General features: G+C 38.0%; 11 protein-coding genes. 1 reads left to right on the forward strand and 10 read right to left on the reverse strand.

What is annotated here, in order from left to right:
- Positions 1-41: 41 nt before the first annotated feature.
- The 7 genes from NSQ74_RS00565 to NSQ74_RS00595 form a co-directional block, all read right to left on the reverse strand.
- Positions 42-1949 (reverse strand): AraC family transcriptional regulator, encoded by a 1908-nt coding sequence (locus NSQ74_RS00565; RefSeq protein WP_340820999.1) that lies wholly within the window; start codon positions 1947-1949, stop codon positions 42-44.
- Positions 1950-2517: 568 nt separating this feature from the next.
- Positions 2518-3801: a transcription termination factor Rho gene (gene rho / locus NSQ74_RS00570; RefSeq protein ID WP_340821000.1), complete on the reverse strand. Its 1284-nt coding sequence runs from the start codon at positions 3799-3801 to the stop codon at positions 2518-2520.
- 146 nt (positions 3802-3947) lie between these two features.
- Positions 3948-4904, reverse strand: a complete 957-nt coding sequence (gene glpX / locus NSQ74_RS00575; RefSeq protein ID WP_340821001.1) for a class II fructose-bisphosphatase — start codon at positions 4902-4904, stop codon at positions 3948-3950.
- Between the two features lie 96 nt (positions 4905-5000).
- Entirely contained in the window at positions 5001-6287 is a 1287-nt protein-coding gene (locus NSQ74_RS00580; RefSeq protein WP_340821002.1) for a UDP-N-acetylglucosamine 1-carboxyvinyltransferase, read from the reverse strand.
- A 60-nt stretch (positions 6288-6347) separates the two neighbouring features.
- Positions 6348-6998 (reverse strand): fructose-6-phosphate aldolase, encoded by a 651-nt coding sequence (gene fsa / locus NSQ74_RS00585; protein ID WP_340821003.1) that lies wholly within the window; start codon positions 6996-6998, stop codon positions 6348-6350.
- Between the two features lie 150 nt (positions 6999-7148).
- Positions 7149-8003: a class II fructose-bisphosphate aldolase gene (locus NSQ74_RS00590; protein WP_340821004.1), complete on the reverse strand. Its 855-nt coding sequence runs from the start codon at positions 8001-8003 to the stop codon at positions 7149-7151.
- Between the two features lie 449 nt (positions 8004-8452).
- Positions 8453-8812, reverse strand: a complete 360-nt coding sequence (locus NSQ74_RS00595; RefSeq protein WP_340821005.1) for a response regulator — start codon at positions 8810-8812, stop codon at positions 8453-8455.
- A gap of 154 nt (positions 8813-8966) precedes the next feature.
- On the opposite strand from NSQ74_RS00595, the gene NSQ74_RS00600 reads away from it, so the two are divergent.
- Positions 8967-9497: a DUF2529 family protein gene (locus tag NSQ74_RS00600; RefSeq protein ID WP_340821006.1), complete on the forward strand. Its 531-nt coding sequence runs from the start codon at positions 8967-8969 to the stop codon at positions 9495-9497.
- A gap of 275 nt (positions 9498-9772) precedes the next feature.
- On the opposite strand, the gene NSQ74_RS00605 is transcribed toward NSQ74_RS00600, so the two are convergent.
- From NSQ74_RS00605 to icmF, 3 genes are all read right to left on the reverse strand, one after another.
- Entirely contained in the window at positions 9773-11365 is a 1593-nt protein-coding gene (locus NSQ74_RS00605) for a CTP synthase (RefSeq protein WP_340821007.1), read from the reverse strand.
- A 701-nt stretch (positions 11366-12066) separates the two neighbouring features.
- On the reverse strand, positions 12067-12609 hold the full coding sequence (rpoE, locus tag NSQ74_RS00610; protein WP_340821008.1) for a DNA-directed RNA polymerase subunit delta: 543 nt from the start codon (positions 12607-12609) through the stop codon (positions 12067-12069).
- A gap of 464 nt (positions 12610-13073) precedes the next feature.
- On the reverse strand, positions 13074-16322 hold the full coding sequence (gene icmF / locus NSQ74_RS00615; RefSeq protein WP_340821009.1) for a fused isobutyryl-CoA mutase/GTPase IcmF: 3249 nt from the start codon (positions 16320-16322) through the stop codon (positions 13074-13076).
- Between the last annotated feature and the right edge of the window lie 277 nt (positions 16323-16599).

Genomic DNA, 16599 nt, shown 5'->3' on the forward strand with positions numbered 1-16599 from the left:
ATCAGGTAGCTCACCTCATGTGTTCTCCACATTTCTACTTTTTATTTTTCCTGAGACTTTGTATACTCTACTATTTTGTCAGCTAAATCTTCTGCTTGATGTAGTCCAGATAAAGGATCGGAAGCAAAATAGTATTCCGCTTCTAAAGGAATTGTTTTATTATTTTTGACAACATCAAGATTTGTCCAAGTTGGAGGGAGTTTCCCGTCTTTATTAAAGAAATTAATAACGAAGACGTAATCACCAACATAGTCACCGACTACTTCATAGGAGATTTCATAGCGCCCGCCATTTGATTCCTTTGTATCAAGTAGCTCCTGAATTTTTTCTTGTGGTTTTACACCAAGAATTTGATAAAGTGCTCGTCCACCTGACACACTGGAATTTCCAACAACAGTTGCATTTTTTTCAAATAAATCAAAAATCGTAAAAGTAGCACCTTCTGGAATAGCCGCATTTATTTTTTGTTGTGCTTGCGTTACACGATTTTCAAAATCTTTGACAAATGCGTCTGCTTCTTCCTGTCTTCCTAAAAATTCGCCCATTGCTTTGACTTCATCAGTAGCTGAATTATAGGCTGTATCAGAAAAAACGATTGTCGGTGCAATTTTTTCATATTTTTCAACATCTTCTGGATTCCATGTAATGATTAAATCTGGCTTTAATTCTAAAATCTTTTCTAATGATGCATTACCGTCTGTTCCGACATTCGTAATTTCTCCGTCTTTATAGTACGGTTTTAAAAATGCTGCATAGTTTAAATTGGCTGTGATTGCTCCTACTGGCACAACATCCAATGCAAGGATTTGTCCCATATACCAGTCTGTCACAATACGCTGTGCTTTTACTGGAATTTCTACTTCTCGGCCACTGTCGTCCGTAATAGTTTTAGTCTCTGCTTCTTCTGTTTTAGGTACACTATCATTATTTTCAGCTGGTTGTTTTGTATCCTCACCACATGCTGCTAGTAAAACTAACAAACTTAGCAAAAAGGGCGTCTTTATATGTTTAAGCATTTTTTTCATCATGACTTCATTTTCCCCAATCTTAAATCGTTTTGCTTGCTCGAGCTGATTCTTATTGTATTGAAAATGATTCTCATTTGTAATAGCAATTTCGGACATAGCGGCTGTATATTTCAGCCTAAAAATAGTTGGCGCCATACTTGTCTCCTTTTTAAAGGCTCTACTAAAATAGTATTCATCTTCATATCCAAGAGAAATAGCGATTTCTTTAATGTCATATTGATTGGCCATTAAATATTGTTTTGCGCGTTTAATTTTGAGTTGCTGCAAATAAATTTGTGGCCCTATTCCATAACGAGCTTTAAAAATGCGTAATAAATGTCGTGTACTAATTTGAAGTGAATCTGCTAGCGTTTGTATTGATAACGGCTCATGAATATGTTCTTCTAAAAATAAACGTGCTAATTCTACCTTATCCATTTCATGTGGTTTACCTTGCCCTTCAGCAAGCTCTTGAAACACACGATAAATGAGCTCATAAAAGGATGCTTTTACAAATACATGCTCATGAATAGAACCTGTCTGCCACTTGTTAAACATGTCGTGCAACAACTTTTGTATCACAATAGGATTAGCAGGTACACATGAGAACTCTGTTTGAAAAGGTTGATATTGCATTTGTAAATGTTGCATAAATGCATCAACATAAATGACGTCGCCTTTATAGTGAATTAAAAAATAATTTAAAGGCTTTTTTGATTTTATATGTAGTGTTTGGGACTTTCCAATATGAAAAATGCTAAATTGTTGCACATGATAAGGATTATTTCCAATAATAATTTCTGCTTCACCAACTGTGATGATTAATAACGAACTGTAATTCATTACTTCTTTTTTTTGCACCTCGTTGTTAAATACATATTCAATGTGTTTTACCTTGATATGTGCATTTTCCCATAGAAGCATGTAGGCATCATAATTCATTGCGTTCTCCTCAACTAATAAGACATACCATCATTATATTGATAATGATTATCAATTTCATTATACTTTTTAGAGCGCAAGAAAAAAACACCAATTACTATTATTAGTTAATGGTGTCAGAGTAGGGATAAACTTGCTTCGTTGATTTCCGCTACAGGCGAACGCTTTCCACGGGCACACACGTAAGCCGCAAGAGTCGCTACGCGCGGTCTGTTGCGGCTTACGTTTTGTGCGTTCCCGCAAGAGTCGTCCGCTTCCGCTCCAATCAACTAGTAAAATTGTTTGAGTGCCTGGTACCTCCCATGGCGGAAATTAACGGCAGTAATCAAAACGAAAACACCATTAACTATTACTAGTCAATGGTGTCAGAGTAGGGATAAACTTGCTTCGTTGATTTCCGCTACGGTCGGACGCTTTCCGCGGGCACACCGTAAGCCGCAAGAGTCGTCTCCGCTCCAATCAACTAGTAAAATTGTTTGAGTGCCTGGCACCTCTCATGGCGGAAATTAACGGCAGTAATCAAAACGAAAACACCATTAACTATTACTAGTCAATGGTGTCTGCATTTTTAAAGTAGCCCTTTACCTTTAGTGGCCTTTTTCATATCTTCATTTAACTTTTCGAAAAATTCTTCGTTTGATTTTGTTGTGCGTATTTTTTTCAAGAAACGCTCTGCAAAATCTGGTGCATCTGAAAATGTTTTGCGAATTGCCCATAGTTTTTCAAGTTGTTCTGGTTCAAGAAGTAATTCTTCCTTACGTGTACCTGAACGACGAATATCAAGCGCAGGGAAAATACGACGCTCTGCTAGTTGTCGATCTAAGTGCAACTCTAAGTTACCAGTCCCTTTAAATTCCTCATAGATTACTTCATCCATACGTGATCCAGTATCTACTAAAGCTGTAGCTAAAATTGTTAAGCTACCACCTTCTTCGATATTACGAGCAGAACCGAAGAATCGTTTTGGTCTATGGAAGGCTGCAGGGTCAATACCACCTGAAAGCGTACGACCGCTCGGTGGAATAACTAAGTTATACGCACGTGCAAGACGCGTAATAGAGTCCATTAAAATAATAACGTCACGTTTATGTTCTACTAAACGGCGAGCTCGTTCTAACACGATTTCCGCTACCTTAACATGATTTTCTGGTACTTCATCGAACGTAGAACTCACGACATCCGCATTAACAGAACGCTCAATGTCCGTTACTTCCTCAGGGCGCTCATCAATAAGTAAGACGATTAACTCAGCCTCAGGGTGATTCGTTGTAATGGCATTGGCAATTTCTTTAAGTAAAGATGTTTTACCGGCTTTTGGAGGCGCGACGATTAAACCACGTTGACCAAATCCTACTGGTGCTACTAAATCCATAATTCGTGTTGATAGATTGCTCTGTGTTGTTTCAAGCTTAATTTGACGATCAGGATATAACGGCGTTAATGCTGGGAAGTGAACACGTTCTTTTGCTACTTCAGGGTCTTCTCCATTTACAGCATCAACCTGTAGTAAGCCATAGTAACGTTCATTTTCTTTAGGTGGGCGTACTTTGCCAGACACCTTATCCCCATTACGAAGATCGAAACGACGAATTTGAGAAGCTGAAATATAAATATCTTCTTTACTCGGTGAGTAATTTATTGGACGAAGGAAGCCGAAGCCCTCTTGCGAAACAATTTCAAGTACCCCTTCCATAAAGAAATAACCCTCTTGTTCTGAACGCGTTTTCAAAATAGCAAAAATTAATTCCTTTTTCGTTAGTTTGCTATAATACGAAATTTTGTATTGGCGTGCGAGGGCGTAAAGCTCTTTTAACGTCATGTTTTCTAATTGAGCGATTGTCAATGCAGACATATGCACAACTCCAGTCTTTTTCAAAATATAATGCATGTATTGGGGTAAACATAGAAGTTTTAAGTAAAACTATGGATGGATTTAATGAAGAAGAAGGTACCTAGTGCAAATAAGTTGCACTAGGTATATTTTAGAAGAAAATATTATTAATAGCTAGGTTTTTTATCAAGCGCGTGACGACCTTCTACAAATCGTACAGTACCTGTTTTCGCTCGCATAACAACTGAATGTGTTAATGCGTAAGCTCCTTTGTACTGAACACCTTTTAAAAGCTCACAATCTGTAACTGCAGTTGCTGCAAAAATTGCATCGTCACCTTTTACTAAGTCATCTAAGTAAAGAACTTTCTCTACATCTACGCCCATTTTTTTACAGCGTTCTAACTGATCTTCGTCTTCTGGCACTAATTTGGCCTGGAAGTCTCCGCCTAGGCATTTTAATGCAACAGCTGAAATAACACCTTCTGGTGCGCCGCCCATTCCAAACATAATGTCGATGCCTGTTTCATCGAATGCTGTGTTAATAGCAGCACCTACATCTCCATCTTGAATAAATTTAATACGTGCTCCCGCTTCACGAATCTCATCTACTATTGCTTGATGGCGAGGGCGATCTAATAGAGTAGCTACTACATCAGAAATATCTTTATTTTTTGCTTTTGCTACTTGTAATAAATTATAAGTAACAGAGGCATTAATATCAACTTTTCCTGCAGCTTCTGGCCCTACAGCGATTTTCTCCATATACATATCTGGTGCATTTAACAGATTACCCTTATCAGCAATTGCTAATACAGTCATTGCACCATTTGTACCTTTTGCTACTATATTTGTACCTTCTAAAGGATCGACTGCTATGTCTACTTGAGGACCGCCATTACGAAGGCCAAGTTCTTCACCGATATAAAGCATTGGCGCTTCGTCCATTTCACCTTCCCCAATAACTACTGTAGCATGCATTGGAATCGTATCGAACATTGAGCGCATTGCTGTCGTTGCTGCATCATCTGCCTCAATTTTCAAACCGCGACCCATCCATTTCCCGGATGCGATTGCTGCTGCCTCTGTTACTCGTACTACTTCCATCGATAAACTACGTTCCATTGTTGTTTTGCCTCCCGTTATCGGCATGTTTCATTGTGCCGAAACATTCAAATTACCTTTATTGTAACATAATTGGCTCGAAACTTTTAGCTCACATTATTCCTTTGCCTCTGCAACACTGACCATAATTGTTTCACGTCGAATATCTGCGCCTAAGTCACGTAATTTTTCAATAAGTGAGCTATAGCCACGTTCAATATGATAGATATCGTGAATTTCAGTTTCACCTTCTGCTAATAGTCCAGCTAATACTAATGCTGCACCCGCGCGAAGGTCTGTTGCAGTTACGCTTGAGCCATGTAATTTACTTTGACCGGTAATTATCGCTGTATTCCCTTCTACACGTGCGTTGGCATTCATACGACGTAGCTCATCAATATGTTTAAACCGAGCCGAATAGATCGTATCTGTAATTTTTGAGGAGCCAAATGCCTGTGTCATTAACACAGAAAGTGGTTGCTGAATATCTGTAGGGAATCCAGGATACACAATCGTCTTAACATCAACTGCCTGCAATGTAGATAGGTCTGTTTTTGGAACAAAAATGCTTTCCTCACCTATATCAATCTTGACGCCCATTTCACGAAGTTTTGCAGTAATTGCCTCTAAATGTAGCGGAATTACATTGTCTATCGTAATGCCGTCGCCAACTGCTGCTGCCATAATCATAAAAGTTGCAGCTTCAATACGGTCAGGAATAATTGTATGCTCCGTACCGTGCAGCTCATCAACACCTTCGATACGAATTACACTTGTACCAGCACCTTTAATATTGGCACCCATATTTGTAAGAAGTGTTGCTACGTCGATTATTTCAGGTTCTTTTGCTGCATTTTCAATAACCGTACGACCCTTTGCACGTACTGCTGCCAACATAATATTGATTGTAGCGCCAACACTTGCGACATCTAAATAAATTTTGGCACCAATTAATTCTTCTGCACGTAAATAAATCGCACCGTGCTCGTTTGTAATTTTAGCACCAAGTGCCTCAAAGCCTTTAATGTGTTGATCAATCGGACGCGGTCCTAAGAAGCAACCACCTGGCAAGCCAATGACAGCCTTTTTGAAGCGACCAAGCATTGCCCCCATTAAATAATAAGAGGCACGGAGTTTTTTTACATTACCATTTGGCAAAGGTAGTGCAAGCATTTCGGAAGGATCAATAATCATTTTGCCATTCTCAAATTGTACTTCTCCACCGATCTCTTCTAACAAGGCTTTTAAAGTCCAAGCATCTGAAATTTCTGGAATCCCTCCAATTGTCACTGGAGAGTTCGCCAAAATTGATGCTGGTATTAAGGCGACTGCACTATTTTTTGCACCACTAACTTTAATTGTACCTTTTAGACGATTTTCGCCTGTAATTTTATAAACATCCATTTTGCGTTCTCCCTCATGATTGGAAAGTAATTTTAGCATTTGACTCACTTTATAATCTTATTATTCACCTTTTCGCTTATTCCAATCCGCTAAAAATCCTTCAATTCCTTTTTCCGTTAATGGATGGTGGAAAAGTTGTTTTAACACTTTAAAAGGAGTTGTTGAAATATGAGCGCCCGCAAGTGCTGCCGCCGTTACGTGTTGAGGGTGACGAATAGATGCTGCAATAATTTGCGTTTCAATGTTATGGATTGTAAAAATATCTGAAATTGTTTCAATAAGCTCTACACCATTTAGACCAATATCATCTAAACGGCCGATAAATGGTGATACATATGTAGCACCCGCACGCGCAGCCATTAATGCTTGGTTTGCACTAAAAATTAGTGTTACGTTTGTTTTAATACCTTTGTTTGCAAAGAAGCGGCAAGCCTCTAAGCCAGCTGGTGTCATCGGTAATTTAACTGTGATATTCGGAGCAATCGCAGCTAACTCTAGACCTTCTTTAATCATTCCTTCAGCATCTAATGCAATTACCTCTCCACTTACTGAGCCGTCTACAAGCTCTGCAATTTCACGTAGTCGATCATGAAAAGAAACGTTTTCCTCTTTTGCAACTAATGATGGATTTGTCGTAACACCCGATAAAATACCCCATGCGTGTGCTTCTTTAATTTCGTCAAAGTTTGCTGTATCAATAAAGAATTTCATAATATTTCCTCCTAAACCGTATTTGTTTATATTTTTAATTTTTTTCAAAAAAGTTATTATGTCAAAAACAAGAGAAGGTCGATTGCTAGCATCAACACTTCTCTTATTATGTGTATTCATCTTTGCTTTTGTACAATATAAGAAGCTAAATTATGCTTTTTGTGCACTTCCAAATTCACGGATTTTACCGACAACTGTTGTTTTAATCGCTTCACGAGCTGGCGCTAAGAATTTACGAGGATCGTAAACATCTTTATCATTGTCAAGAATTTCACGAATCACTTTTGTAGCTGCGATTTGATTTTCAGTATTAACGTTAATTTTAGCAGTACCTAATGAAATTGAGCGTTGAATATCTTTTGTTGGAATACCTGTACCACCATGTAATACTAAAGGAAGATCTGCTAAGTTTGAGATTTCCTCCATTTCCTTAAAGCCTAAGTTTGGTTCTCCTTTGTAAGGACCATGTACAGAGCCAAGTGCTGGTGCTAGGCAATCAATATCTGTTAATTCAACCATTTTACGGCATTCTTCTGGATCAGCGTACATAATACCACCAATTACGCCATCCTCGTCCCCACCAACTGTTCCAAGCTCAGCTTCTACAGAGACACCTTTGGCATGTGCATATTCAACTACTTTTGAAGTAGTTGCGATATTTTCTTCGAAAGGATGGTGTGAAGCATCAATCATAACAGAAGTAAATCCTGCATCAATCGCTTCTTTACACTTTTCAAAGCTAGAACCATGGTCAAGATGAATAGCAACTGGAACTGTAATACCATAAGATTCCATTAATCCTTTTACCATGTGTACTACTGAGATAAATCCACCCATATATTTACCTGCGCCTTCAGATACGCCAAGGATTACAGGTGATTTCTCTTCTTCCGCTGCTTGTAAAATTGCTTGTGTCCATTCAAGGTTGTTGATGTTGAATTGACCAACTGCATAACCTTCTGCCTTTGCTTTAATTAACATCTCTTTCATAGATACTAATGCCATACTAAAAATCCTCCTTTTAGGACTATTCTTTATACATAAATGTGCTATTTAATCATAGCAAAAATATAAGCACCTGAAAAGAAATTTCAGGTGCTTATATTTTAGCACCGATAGCGGAGAGCAACGCAGCGACAGGTGCCCTTTTATCAAAAGCACCTGAAAAGAAATTTCAGGTGCTTATATTTTAGCACCGATAGCGTAGTCCTACGCAGCGACAGGTGCCCTTTTATCAAAAGCACCTGAAAAGAAATTTCAGGTGCTTATATTTTAGCACCGATAGCGTAGTCCTACGCAGCGACAGGTGCCCTTTTATCAAAAGCACCTGAAAAGAAATTTCAGGTGCTTATATTTTAGCACCGATAGCGTAGTCCTACGCAGCGACAATTATCATCAGCATCAACTATTCGAGCATATGTAAAAAACAGGCGGTGTTTGCCACTGCCTGTTTATTATGTGTTTAATGTTTTATTTACTGCATCACGTACTTCAAAAATATCAAATGGCTTAGTAAAGTAACGAATTGCCCCTAATTCCAATGCTTCCTGTACTACATCTAATTCACCGTAAGCGGTCATCATAAAGACAGGTAATTGCGGCCATTTCTCTTTTAAACATTTTAAAATTTCTATGCCATCCATGCCAGGAATCTTCATATCTAGCAATACACAATCCATTGATTCTTCCTCTGCATAACGTAGTGCTTCAGCGCCATTAGCTGCTAAATATGTAACATAACCTTCTTTTTTCAAAACTTCATTTAATAGCAAACGAATTCCCTGCTGATCATCAACAATTAGTAATCGTTTCACATTGCATTCCGCCCTTTTTGAATTATTATTTTGCACAAAGATATCTATATTATGTATTATTCTCCTTTTACAGCTTAATACCTTCTAGTATTATAAATTATCTACTTTTGCTTTCTGCTTCACACATACATATAATATTGATTGAGGTGGAATCATGTCAAAAATATTAACAACACAGCTGAGCGGATTATTACAAAGAATAACACAAAGCGAAGAAGAATCTATTGAAGAAACAGCACGTTTACTTGCACAAGCAGCAATAGGCGAAGGAAATGTTTACTTTGCTTGTTTTGGCGAAATGCAAGTTGTCGAGTTAAATGCACTTCAAGGTGTTGAGCGTTTCGCTAAGCTACTCCCTTGGACAGAGCATACTGAAGTTAGTGAAGCCGATCGTATTTGTATTTTTACCCGTAGTGCACACGATCTGGAAGCTTTAGCTTTAGCAAAAAAATTGAACGAACACTTTATTCCATTTGCAGCCGTAGCTAGTGAAGTAGCAAATGCAGAAAATCCATTAGCCGATTTAGCGTATACATATATCTCTACTCGTATGCGCGGAGGATTGTTACCTAATGATTTAGGTGAGCGCATTGTTGTACCGCATGCAATAGCTGCCCTATTCATTTATGAAGCTATAAAAATCGCTTATGATGAAATGCTCGGATTTGATGATGAAGAGCTATAAAGCTTCACTATATAAAAATTAAACCGCTATACACAAAGGCATCGAGAAGTTCATTTTTGGTACCTTTTAGCATGCCTTAAAATGGAATTTTTTTAGAATGAAGCAGAAGATATCGACTCCTCGCTGAAACGTACATTTCCATGCTTTTAGCAATTCAGGAAGGTTATTGGCGATTTCCTTAGTGTTATTAAAAAATTGTAGGCAAAATCAATATTTTTCGAGTTTGCCTACAGACTAAAAGGATGCCTCGAAATAACGAGACATCCTTTTTAGTTTTATTTAAATGTTGCTCCGATGAAATCACGGAATAATGGTTGTGGACGGTTTGGACGTGATACGAATTCTGGGTGGAATTGGCAAGCTACAAAGAAGTTGTTTTCTGGTAGCTCAATAATTTCCACTAATTTTCCGTCTGGGCTTGTACCTGAGAATACAAGACCTGCCGCTTCCATTGCCTCGCGGTATTCATTATTGAATTCATAACGATGACGGTGACGTTCGTACACAAGCTCTTTATCGTAAGCATCACTTGCTTTTGATCCTTCTTTTAACTTACATGGATATAAACCTAAACGTAATGTACCACCAATATCTACGTTATCGTTTTGATCTGGTAAGAAATCAATAATAGGATATTGTGTTTCCGCATCAAGTTCTGTAGAATGCGCTCCATTTAAGCCTAGTACGTTACGAGCAAATTCTATTGTTGCTAGTTGCATACCTAAGCAAATACCTAAAAACGGTACGTTATTTTCACGAGCATACTGAGTTGCTAAAATTTTACCTTCAACGCCTCGATCACCAAAGCCACCTGGTACTAAAATAGCATCAGCATCTTTTAGTAATGCTACAACATTGTCAGCATCTACATGCTCTGCGTTAATCCAATCAATATCGATATCAGAGTTAAACGCATAACCTGCATGTTTTAACGCCTCTACAACTGAAATATAAGCATCTTGTAATTCTACATACTTACCTACTAATGCCACTTTTCGTTTATTTGGTAGGCTCTTCACTTTTGCAACAAGGTCGCGCCATTCTTCCATATCTGCCTCTGGTGCTTCAATACCGAAATGATCAAGTACGATATCATCGAAATCTTGCGCATGAAGATTTAATGGTACTTCATATAAATGCTCTGCATCACGAGATTCGATAATTTCATGAGGTTGAACGTCACAGAATAATGCTAATTTTTCTTTCATTTCTTCTGGCACTTCTTGTTCTGTACGTACAACGATAATATTTGGCTGAATCCCTAAAGAACGTAATTCTTTAACAGAATGTTGTGTTGGTTTTGTTTTTAATTCACCGGCAGCTTTAATGTAAGGAATTAACGTACAGTGAACATACATTACATTGTTATGGCCTAAATTGGTTTTCATTTGACGAATAGCCTCTAGGAATGGTAGTGATTCAATATCCCCTACAGTTCCTCCAACCTCAGTAATAACAACATCTGCATTCGTTTCACGTCCTGCGCGTTGGATACGTTCTTTAATTTCATTTGTAATATGAGGAATTACTTGAACTGTTCCGCCGTTATAGTCACCACGACGTTCTTTTTGTAATACAGATTGATATACGCGACCAGATGTTACAGTTGAATGTTTGCCTAGGTTAATGTCAATGAAACGCTCATAGTGACCTAAGTCCAAGTCAGCCTCAGCGCCATCATCTGTAACGAAAACCTCACCATGTTGATATGGGCTCATTGTACCTGGGTCAATATTGATATATGGGTCAAATTTTTGAATCGTTACTTCTAACCCACGGTTTTTTAATAAACGTCCTAGAGATGCTGCTACAATCCCTTTTCCAAGTGATGACACAACCCCACCTGTTACAAAAATATACTTTGTCATGAAAAATTCCTCCTTATGTTGTACTAGATCTTGTTAGTAAAAAAAGTATATTGCGTCCATCCATTCTGTCATACCGCTTACCAATCGCCTAATTGCAGGAAGGAAATGTAAACTGACAACACAATTGTATGGACATGAAAAAGAAACTTGATGCTTTCCTATCCCTAAAATAAGAAAAGCCGAGAATGCCTACATGTAAATGCAGTCGATTCGAAGCTGTAATCGTTTCTATATCTTTTTTACTTTTCTAAATTGTTCTTCGTAGTAAAACTTTCATAGTTAGCATCGCCTATAAGCAATCTAATTATTATCGCTATGAGAAGCTTTACCATATAACTCAGTCACCGATTAATATACATAATGATTAGTTTACCACTTTCGTATTCAAATCATTATTTATTAGCTGGGAGAGCTTGACTGATTATTCATTACATCTCGGCGAGTACTTCCAAATTTTATTGGAGCCTGGTCAAAAAGCTCCTCTTAAAATCATTGATATTCGCCTTGATCTTTAACTTGATTCAGCAAGTTAAAAACAAAAAAAACGCCCCTCCTGCATAGGTTTGCAGGGGGAGCGTATTATATACACGGTCTTTCTCCTTTTTTTAAGGAGCCCAAGTAAAAGATTAAACGGAACCGTGAAATAAGTCAAGAATTTTTAATACAAGTACAAAAGTAAGAAAATTCAAAGTGTATTTGTGTTACACTTCTTCCTCTTCTTCTTCTTCAAACTCTTCCTCATCTTCAATGAAATCTTCATCAATTTCATCCTCGATGTCTTCTATATCTTCTTCGTCGAAGTCAATATCTTCTTTTTCTCCATCGATATCTTCTTCTTCTTCTTCCTCTTCTTCAACGAACTCTTCATAATCCTCATCGAAGTCAATTTCATCTTCTTCAATATCTTCTTCTAAATCATCATCATCAAGAGTAGCTTTAGATTTTTTCTTGTGTGTTTTCACAGATGGAGCTGTTTCTTCTTCGATTTGTTCTACTTTAAACCATTCGCGTAAGCCCCAACCAGTTTCTTGATTAAATAAGAAACGTCCATCAACATTCATATCAGTGTAGAATTGTAGTAGGCGTGATTTAATTTCCTCATCACTATAGCCAACTAGCTCTTTAATAATTGTAAGCAGGTCATTAAATGACACTGAAGCACGTTTTTCAGTTAAAATTGCATAAGCTAAGTTAATTAACGATTCTTCCGCTAATTGTTCCTTTGTCATTTCACGAAAATTCAATTCGTGCACTTCCTTCCTCTCATCACAATGGACGTTTTAAAATTAAATAGTGCTTTATTTTCGGAGCGCAGCTAAAAAAGACCGCACAAAAGTAACTTTCCATACCATAAGCATAATACCCATTATATACAATGTTTTAGTCTCTTTGCTAGCTTCAATTACTGTTTTTTATATTACACATTTTTTTTATCCCTAGAAAAAATAAATAAATCGATAATAACAATAAAGGAATAGCGCCAATTTGCTTATTATACAGGAAAATAACTCCCAATACTAAAGCTAAAATAATAATGTAGTGAATTATTGATTTCATCCTCTACTGCGCCCCCTCTTTTTTACATTTCTATTATAACGAAAATGAAAAGAAGTGCCTAATCGTATGACTAGACACTTTAAAATACAGCAGCATGTCGGATAAACTAGCATTTACGTTCCACAAATTAGCAAATTAACATCTATTTGTTTTACATGTTGCGACGGAACTGTCCACCAACTTCATATAAAGCCTTTGTAATTTGTCCTAGGCTAGCTACTTTTACGGTTTCCATTAGTTCTTCAAAAATATTACCATTGTTGACAGCTACCTCTTGTAAGCGGGCAATTGCTGCTTCTGTTTGTCCTTCATGTTGTTGCCAGAACAATTGCAAATTGCGAATTTGCGTTTCTTTTTCTTCTGACGATGCACGTGCAATTTCCATGTTGTCGATTGCATCATCCGTTGGTGGATTCGGATTTAAGTATGTGTTTACCCCGATTATCGGTAATTCACCCGAATGTTTTAACATTTCATAATGCATCGATTCTTCTTGAATTTTTCCGCGTTGATATTGTGTTTCCATAGCACCTAGTACACCACCGCGATCATTAATACGATCAAACTCCTCTAGCACAGCTTCCTCTACTAAATCTGTTAATTCTTCAACGATAAATGCCCCCTGTAATGGGTTTTCATTTTTCGCTAAACCATGCTCTTTCGTAATAATCATTTGAATTGCCATAGCTCGTCGTACAGATTCCTCTGTTGGAGTAGTTATTGCTTCATCATATGCATTTGTATGCAATGAATTACAATTGTCCTGCAATGCCATAAGCGCTTGTAACGTTGTACGAATATCATTGAAGTCAATTTCTTGTGCATGCAAACTACGTCCAGATGTTTGGACATGATACTTCAGCTTTTGAGCACGTTCATTTGCCCCGTATTTATTGCGCATAACAACTGCCCAAATACGACGAGCAACACGGCCTATCACTGTATATTCTGGATCTAATCCATTTGAGAAGAAGAATGATAGATTTGGTGCGAAATCGTCAATATTCATACCACGACTTAAATAGTATTCAACATACGTAAAGCCGTTTGCGAGTGTAAACGCTAGCTGGGAAATTGGATTGGCTCCAGCCTCTGCAATATGATAGCCCGAAATGGAAACAGAGTAGTAGTTACGTACTTTTTTGTCGATAAAATACTGCTGAATGTCGCCCATCATTCTAAGAGCAAATTCCGTTGAGAAAATACATGTATTTTGCCCTTGGTCTTCTTTTAAAATATCAGCCTGTACCGTACCACGCACAACTTGTAATGTTTTCGCACGTGTCTCTGTAAATTCTTCAACTGTCAAAGGTCTACCAAGTTCTGCTTCACGCAGCTTTACTTGCTGATCAATCGCTGTGTTCATAAACATCGCCAAAATAATTGGCGCAGGTCCATTGATTGTCATGGATACAGAGGTAGAAGGTGCACAAAGGTCAAATCCTGCATAGAGCTTCTTCATATCTTCAAGCGTACAAATTGAGACACCTGATTCTCCAACTTTTCCGTAAATATCTGGACGGTAATCTGGGTCCTCACCGTATAACGTAACCGAATCAAATGCTGTTGATAAACGCTTTGCATCATCGTCTTTCGATAAATAATGGAAGCGTTTATTTGTTCGCTCTGGTGTACCCTCTCCAGCAAATTGTCGCTTCGGATCTTCACCTTCACGTTTGAATTGGAACACACCTGCAGTATATGGGAATTCGCCTGGTACATTTTCACGATACACCCAACGTAAAATTTCTCCATAGTCAACAAACTTCGGTAGTACAACTTTCGGTATTTTTGTCCCTGAAAGACTCGTTGTTTTTAAAATTGTGCGAATTTCCTTATCGCGCACCTTCGTTACAAATTCATCTCCAGCATACGCTTCTTTCAAAGCTTGCCAATTATCTAAAATACGCTTAGACTCTGCTGTTAATTCATCACGGACACCTTCCGCTAAAGATGTAAGCGATGCGACAAGTGCATCATCTGGTGCCTTTTCTTTCACTGCTACGATGGCGCCCTCTAGTTGGAATAGGCGACGGGCAAATGCAACTTGTTGTTCTGTTTTTTTATGATATCCACGCACTGTATCTGTTATTTCGCGTAGATAATAACGGCGATCATTCGGAATAATAACATCCTGTTTTTGCGTTTTAGCAAATTGCTCATAGCCTGTTTCCCAGTCACTACCTGTTTTTTCATTAATAATGTGAACTAATGCAGCAAATAAAGCATTCGTCCCTTTATCATTAAATTGACTAGCAATCGTACCGTACACAGGCATTTTATCAATTGGCTCATCCCAAAGTTCTCGTGAACGTTGGTATTGCTTTTGCACTTGACGTAACGCATCTTCTGAGCCTTTTCGTTCGAACTTATTAATGGCAATAACATCTGCAAAATCAATCATATCTATTTTCTCAAGCTGAGTCGGTGCACCAAATTCACTCGTCATAACGTACATGGATAGATCCGTGTAATTTGTAATTTCTGCATCTCCTTGACCAATTCCGCTTGTTTCAACAATAATTAAATCATAGCCTGCTACACGCACGACATCTAACACATCGCCAATAGAAGCAGAGAGCTCTGTACGAGAACCACGTGTCGCCAAACTTCGCATATAAACACGGTTATTGAAAATGGCATTCATACGAATGCGGTCCCCTAGTAATGCTCCACCTGTTTTTTGCTTTGTTGGATCGACTGATAAAATCGCTACACGTTTATCCGGGAATTCTTTCAAGAAACGACGGATAAGCTCATCTGTTAAAGAAGATTTACCTGCACCACCTGTACCTGTAATCCCTAAAATTGGTGTTCCTTTTGAGCGTTTACGTGCTTCCACTAACATCTTTTTCGTTTCTTCATCATCATTCGATTCAGCAGCAGTTATTAAGTTCGCCAATAATTCTGGTGTCTCTGTCGTTAAAGTATCAAGCTTTGCTAGATAGTCGCCTGTTGCAGTTGGAAAATCAGTTCCTTTAATTTGCTCATTAATCATTCCTTGCAGCCCTAGAACTCGACCATCTTCAGGTGAGAAAATACCCGCAATGCCATAAGCATGTAATTCTTTAATTTCACGTGGCAAAATAACACCACCGCCGCCGCCATATATTTTAATATGCGGTGCCCCTTTTTCGCGCAGTAAATCAAACATATATTTAAAGTATTCCATATGGCCACCTTGATAAGAAGACAAAGCAATACCTTGAGCATCTTCTTGAATCGCAGCATTAACGACTTCTTCTACAGAGCGATTATGTCCTAGGTGGATAACTTCCACTCCGCTTGATTGTAAAATACGTCGCATAATATTGACCGAAGCATCATGTCCATCAAAAAGACTTGATGCTGTTACAAAACGTACGTGATTTTTTGGACGATACACTTCTACCTTTGTCATATGAAACCCCCACTTTCTCCCCTTAGTAAACCTTTTCATTGATGTTTAAGTTAATTTCAATTCATATTATTTTCAAACGCATCATTTTGCTCCATGCAGACACTTCCCGCAGGCAAGCACCGAGCTACTTCCGCTTCACTTGTTCATATATCTTTTTAGAAAAACTACTTATGAAATTGACCCGTTTGTATGGTTTTGACGTTATTATGAGCTTTCTGCCATACAAAATCATGAAAAAAATCGGTAATTGCAATGTCGCTTTATGCAATTACCGACG

The sequence above is a fragment of the Lysinibacillus sp. FSL W8-0992 genome, assembly GCF_038008685.1.
GTDB lineage: Bacteria > Bacillota > Bacilli > Bacillales_A > Planococcaceae > Lysinibacillus.

Coding starts and splice junctions, on each gene's coding strand:
- NSQ74_RS00565 (WP_340820999.1), bottom strand. CDS start 1,949: ATGAATTATGATGCCTACATGCTTCTATGGGAAAATGCACATATCAAG.
- rho (WP_340821000.1), bottom strand. CDS start 3,801: ATGTCTGCATTGACAATCGCTCAATTAGAAAACATGACGTTAAAAGAG.
- glpX (WP_340821001.1), bottom strand. CDS start 4,904: ATGGAACGTAGTTTATCGATGGAAGTAGTACGAGTAACAGAGGCAGCA.
- NSQ74_RS00580 (WP_340821002.1), bottom strand. CDS start 6,287: ATGGATGTTTATAAAATTACAGGCGAAAATCGTCTAAAAGGTACAATT.
- fsa (WP_340821003.1), bottom strand. CDS start 6,998: ATGAAATTCTTTATTGATACAGCAAACTTTGACGAAATTAAAGAAGCA.
- NSQ74_RS00590 (WP_340821004.1), bottom strand. CDS start 8,003: ATGGCATTAGTATCTATGAAAGAGATGTTAATTAAAGCAAAGGCAGAA.
- NSQ74_RS00600 (WP_340821006.1), top strand. CDS start 8,967: ATGTCAAAAATATTAACAACACAGCTGAGCGGATTATTACAAAGAATA.
- NSQ74_RS00605 (WP_340821007.1), bottom strand. CDS start 11,365: ATGACAAAGTATATTTTTGTAACAGGTGGGGTTGTGTCATCACTTGGA.
- icmF (WP_340821009.1), bottom strand. CDS start 16,322: ATGACAAAGGTAGAAGTGTATCGTCCAAAAAATCACGTACGTTTTGTA.